We start from the raw sequence: 3,788 nt of genomic DNA on the forward strand, positions 1-3,788 counted from the left end.
TGCCGTTCTAATGCGATTAGAACCACCAGAACCCAGAACAATGTCTGGTTTATGATGATCATTTAAGACTAAAGTGGGAGACATCATCGAAGAAATTCTAACATTTTCCAGCCATTGATGAAATCCTTGGGGGTTTAAGTCTTCTTCTCCCAACATATTATTAACCATAATTCCCGTTCCGGGGATCATATATCCTGAACCTTCTCCATTAGACGTGGTGACACTGGCTGCATTTCCTTCTTCATCTAAGACACTAATATGAGTGGTACTTCCCCATTTATTGACTGAATGTAGGAAAGGTTGTTGATAGTGAGAGACAGAAGATAAAAAATTTTCAGCAATATTCACTTGATGTAAATCGCCATCTAACCTGTCTTTGCGAGCAATATTAGTCACTTGCATCACGGTTTTTAACAAGTTTAAATATTGGGGACTCCCAAACTGAATCTTAGTTAAATCAACAGAGGACAAAAGTTTTAACGCAAACGCTATTAACGTCCCCCCCGAACTCGGAGGAGGATTCGTTAATAAAGTTTTTCCTCGATAATTAAGGGTTAAAGGGTTCCGTTCGATGACCGTATAATTTTCCAGATCCTCTAACGTCAAATGTCCGCCCTTATTCTGACAATCTCGAACTAATTGTTGAGCAATTTCTCCGTGATAAAATTCTCCCCTTCCTCCAGATACTAACGCTTCTAAAGTTTCGGCAAAATGGGTCATCATTAAGCGATCGCCTGCTTTTAAAATATTACCCTTCGGGGCGTAAATTTCCCGTCCTTCTGCCGTTGTTAACAAAATCGGTTGTAATAAATTAGAAAACGTATAAGCTTGAAAAGAATTGACTTCAACACCATATTTTGCTAAAATAATAGCAGGTTCAGCAACAACAGAAAGCGGTAAACGTCCCAAGGTTTCTTGAACCCGCATCACTCCGGCCCAAACCCCAGGAACAGCCATCGATCCTAAACCAATATGAAAATCTTGAATCATGGTGCCAAAATTAACCCCGACGGGATAAAAATCTAACTGAGATCTTGGACATTTAGATCGAGGAGTTTGGGTAAAAAAATCGAATAAAATGTTATGATTGCTGTTAGTATGGGCTAATAAAAATCCCCCTCCTGCTAAGGACGTTAAACCGGGTTCCGTCACACAAGCCGCTAACAAACAAGCAACCGCCGCATCAAAAGCATTTCCTCCCGCGTCAAACATCGCTAAACCAGCTTGAACGGTTTCTGGATGTCCTGCGGCAATTACCCCGTGTACCTTCTTAATCATGTTTAAAGTTCTGATTTGAAGCAATTTCTCAACCTTTCAGGATACAATAATTGATCACTTCAAAAATTTAACTTCAAGCTGTTGCAGCATTTGGATCTCCGATGTTTTGCTGGGTCTCGGTGAAGCTATCCCTTGGATTGGACTCAAAATTGTGATTGGTACTCAAATTTTTAGCTGGAAGATTTTTAAGTTCTCAATGAGGAACTTCTTAGGGATAAAATAATTCAAGAGAACTAAGCACTTTCACCCGCCTTTGGTATTACAACGTCTCAATATGATGGATTTTTTGCGTCCCTTGCGATTTATGCGTCCCCACCCATTACTCACTCAGGCTCTACTGCTGGGGCTGTTCTCCAGTGGCGCGATTGTGTTAGGAATTGTCCCCGATTTATCTAGGTCAACGGGTTCTCAGTTGAATAGCGTGGTTCAAGCCCAGCCGTCCCCAGAATTTAGTGAAATCGAAATTCGCAACTATGCTCGTGCGGTGTTAGAAATTGAACCCACCCGTCAAACGGCTTATAATGACATTCAAGCCCTTTTGGGAGCCCAAAAGTCTATTCCTGATATGGTTTGTAATGAAACTCGAACGATTAATCGTCAGGAAAAAGCAGTTCGAGACATCGCTGTGAATTACTGTATTAAAGCAAAATCCATTATTGAAACCAACGAGTTAACGATTAACCGTTTTAACGAAATTACCCAACGTCAACAAGCTGACCCGGCTTTGCAAAAACGCATTCAAGCGGAACTCCAGCGCCTACAAAATGGATCTGGTACTTAGGATTAATACACCTGACTCTGATAGAAGTTTCATGTTCTGTTTCCAGCAGAACCTATTAACTGAATATATTCTGAACTTACTATGAAAACTTTATTCCTGGTTCGTCAATTTCTATCCCAATCCTTAACCATTGCGATTCTATCCGCCTGTGGAAGTTTCATCGGATGGAGTCAAACCCCCTCCCAACCGTTTCCGTCTCTCAGCTTGGGTTCAGCAGCCCACGCCCAACAAAGTTTTAACTATAGTGAAGAAACCATTAAAAATTATGCTCGTGCGGCTTTAGCGTTAGAATCACGACGTCATGAAGTGGCGAATGAGATTAAAAAAATTGTTGGGGATGTTCCCCGGATTGTTTGTGATCAACCCACCAGTTTTAGTGCATTACCTGGAAATGCGCCCCAACTGGCGGTGAGTTACTGTGACCAAGCTAAACGGATTATTGAGTCTAAGGGCTTAAGCGTTTCTCAGTTCAATGAAATGACCCGTCAACAACAAAATAACCCTTCCTTTAGACAACGGATTCAAGCTGAAATTTTACAGTTATTACAATCGGGTGGAAAATAATGTTTAACAGGCAAGATGCCTGTTAAAGTGGAAATCTTAACCAACGATTGAGACTATTGATCGAGCGATCGCATAATGAAGGTTGAGGAATCCCTTGATTTTGGCTTTCCCATTGGTCAATTAATTTCCGTCCCAGGGGTGTTAGACGAAAACTATCTGTAATTCCCTGACCATCAACTTCTCGACGGAGAACCCCCACTTGAATCAGCCAAAGTAACGCATTTTCAACCGCGAGTTCTGTTAAGGTCGTCCGGGTATAGCCAGAATTAACCCCAGACTGTCCGGCGATTCCATTAAGGCTGACACTACTAAACCGCATCGTAGTGAATAGTTGCAGTTGAAACGGAGAACACTGAAGTGCTCGTTCAGCACGTTTGAGCGTGCGTTCAGAATATTGGATTGAAGACTTCCCCGGAGAGTCCAAAACAGTCATAACACTTGATGGGATAACGTTCTTTTTGTACTGTAGCCCATCTGAGCCATTAACGCCGAAAGAATTGATAGCGATATAATATCGTTTCACCGTGATCGGGAATCCACCCCACCCATTCATCCTCGGACAGTTGGCATAACAGCAACGCTTCATCATGGCTGTAGGGGTTAGGAAGTTGCCACAGTTGTACCCAGGTTGAGGGTTCAAATTCGGGCTGACAGGGATACCCCACAATCGGTTGCCATTGCGGTTGAATTTCTGTATCCGCTTGTTTGAGATTAAGTTTCATCGTTCCTTGTCCCTCATCAACCGTTGACTTTGCTGTTCTAGTTGTCCCAACTTGACAACTCAAATTATTTCTGTATCCAGAGTTACATAATTTCAATTTTAATAAAAGAAACTGTTGCAGAACTTAATGTTTGAAGCGAGCACATGAAAAAAAGATTGAATCCTAATAAACCTAATCACCTGTATCATAGATGCACAATTTTACGGTATTACTTCAAAAGCATCTCGATCATACAGTCGATAAATATAAAAATCACTATCTAATGTAAATATGCGTTTAATCTTTTGACTTTCTGCCGTAGCAACGAGAGAAGAATCTGCTAAATCCATAGGAATATCTTGATATTTTTCCATCAAAACCTTCATTCGTTGGTATTCGGCTTCATTAGCAGAATGAAGATATAAGGCTTTTCTATTGAGGAATTCCCATAAGATTTTCTGGGC

General features: G+C 41.2%; 5 protein-coding genes and 1 pseudogene. 2 read left to right on the forward strand and 4 right to left on the reverse strand.

Annotated elements, in window-relative coordinates:
• On the reverse strand, positions 1 to 1,278 hold a 1,278-nt coding region (gene ggt, locus ACKPEB_RS02790), incomplete at its 3' end, for a gamma-glutamyltransferase (protein WP_408963264.1).
• Positions 1,279 to 1,552: 274 nt separating this feature from the next.
• On the opposite strand from ggt, the gene ACKPEB_RS02795 reads away from it, so the two are divergent.
• Together ACKPEB_RS02795 and ACKPEB_RS02800 are read left to right on the forward strand one after the other, a co-directional pair.
• On the forward strand, positions 1,553 to 2,059 hold the full coding sequence (locus ACKPEB_RS02795) for a DUF4168 domain-containing protein (protein WP_408963265.1): 507 nt from the start codon (positions 1,553 to 1,555) through the stop codon (positions 2,057 to 2,059).
• 81 nt (positions 2,060 to 2,140) lie between these two features.
• On the forward strand, positions 2,141 to 2,623 hold the full coding sequence (locus ACKPEB_RS02800) for a DUF4168 domain-containing protein (protein WP_408963266.1): 483 nt from the start codon (positions 2,141 to 2,143) through the stop codon (positions 2,621 to 2,623).
• 22 nt (positions 2,624 to 2,645) lie between these two features.
• Here ACKPEB_RS02800 and ACKPEB_RS02805 read toward each other — a convergent pair whose 3' ends face one another.
• From ACKPEB_RS02805 to ACKPEB_RS02815, 3 genes and pseudogenes are all read right to left on the reverse strand, one after another.
• Positions 2,646 to 3,056, reverse strand: coding sequence for an Npun_F0494 family protein (locus tag ACKPEB_RS02805; RefSeq protein WP_408963267.1), 411 nt, complete (start codon positions 3,054 to 3,056; stop codon positions 2,646 to 2,648).
• Between the two features lie 49 nt (positions 3,057 to 3,105).
• Positions 3,106 to 3,345 (reverse strand): hypothetical protein, encoded by a 240-nt coding sequence (locus ACKPEB_RS02810; RefSeq protein ID WP_408963268.1) that lies wholly within the window; start codon positions 3,343 to 3,345, stop codon positions 3,106 to 3,108.
• 200 nt (positions 3,346 to 3,545) lie between these two features.
• Positions 3,546 to 3,788: pseudogene (locus tag ACKPEB_RS02815) on the reverse strand (PIN domain nuclease); the annotation flags it as partial.

Origin of the sequence: Planktothrix sp. (assembly GCF_046067725.1) — a bacterium.
Classification (GTDB): domain Bacteria; phylum Cyanobacteriota; class Cyanobacteriia; order Cyanobacteriales; family Microcoleaceae; genus Planktothrix.

Coding starts and splice junctions, on each gene's coding strand:
- ACKPEB_RS02800 (WP_408963266.1), top strand. CDS start 2,141: ATGAAAACTTTATTCCTGGTTCGTCAATTTCTATCCCAATCCTTAACC.
- ACKPEB_RS02805 (WP_408963267.1), bottom strand. CDS start 3,056: ATGACTGTTTTGGACTCTCCGGGGAAGTCTTCAATCCAATATTCTGAA.
- ACKPEB_RS02795 (WP_408963265.1), top strand. CDS start 1,553: ATGATGGATTTTTTGCGTCCCTTGCGATTTATGCGTCCCCACCCATTA.
- ACKPEB_RS02810 (WP_408963268.1), bottom strand. CDS start 3,345: ATGAAACTTAATCTCAAACAAGCGGATACAGAAATTCAACCGCAATGG.